The organism is Intrasporangium mesophilum (genome assembly GCF_054783095.1).
Window position 1 is genome coordinate 1 of the sequence record NZ_BAAGRF010000007.1, and the last position, 940, is coordinate 940.

Here is a 940-nt window from a genome sequence, read left to right on the forward strand (position 1 = left end):
AGTTCCCGCCGTACCAGCAGGCCGCGATGGACGCGTTCAAGTCCAACACGATCGTGTCCTCGATCGCGCACGGCGCCGCCGTGAGCTTGGCGTGGAACACCGACATCTCCACCGCGATCAGCAAGTTCTACGCCAGCCGGGACGACGCCGCGCTGGTCACGGACCTGGCCGCCGCCGCGAAGAAGTACGTCGGCTAAGGAGCCTGGGGTGCTCAGGCGACGGTATGCCGTAACCGTCGGGATGCGGTAACCACGGGTATGCCGCCCGGGTCGGGCCCTGACCGGCCCGGCCGGGCGGCATACCCCGGGGTTGGTGTCTAGCCGGGGCTGGGTGTGGCGGGGCTGGTTTGCTGGTTGGGTCTAGTCAAAGGGTTTGTGTGATGCGTAAGGCGAAGGACTGGCTGCCGGGGTTGCTGCTGGTGTTGCCCTCGATCGTGTTGGTCGGGGTGTTCGTGTACTGGCTGATCGGGCGGAATGTGGCCACCTCGCTGGAGCGGACCGTGACCCGGGCCTCCAAGCGGGTGACGAACCCGGGCGGGCTCGCGAACTACGGCAACCTGTTGGGTGGTGATGACTACCGGCATGCGCTGTTCAACCTGCTGGTGCTCACGGTCGTGTTCGTGGCCGGGACGATGTTCTTCGGGTTGTTGTGGGCGGTCCTGCTGGAGAAGGGCGTGCGGGGTGAGGGGCTGTTCCGGTCGGTGTACCTGCTGCCGATGGCGATCTCGTTCATCGCGGCCGGGATCGTGTGGCGCTGGCTGCTCTCGCCGGGCACCGGCGAGCAGGCGGTCGGGCTGAACCAGCTGCTGGCGATGCTCGGGCTGGAACGGTTCCAGTCCGGGTGGTGGCAGTCGCCGGGCATGTTCTCGATGGCCGCGATGGCGATGCCGGCGATCTGGCAGCTGTCCGGGTACGTGATGGCGCTGTTCCTGGCCGGGTTC

The 940-nt window shown here is 67.3% G+C and carries 1 protein-coding gene and 1 pseudogene; both read left to right on the plus strand.

The annotated features are described in order from the left end of the window. Positions 1 to 197, plus strand: a pseudogene (locus tag ACYVLP_RS07325) (carbohydrate ABC transporter substrate-binding protein); the annotation flags it as partial. 182 nt (positions 198 to 379) lie between these two features. After that, positions 380 to 940, plus strand: a 561-nt coding sequence (locus tag ACYVLP_RS07330; protein ID WP_460626685.1) for a carbohydrate ABC transporter permease, incomplete at its 3' end; no start/stop codon positions are given.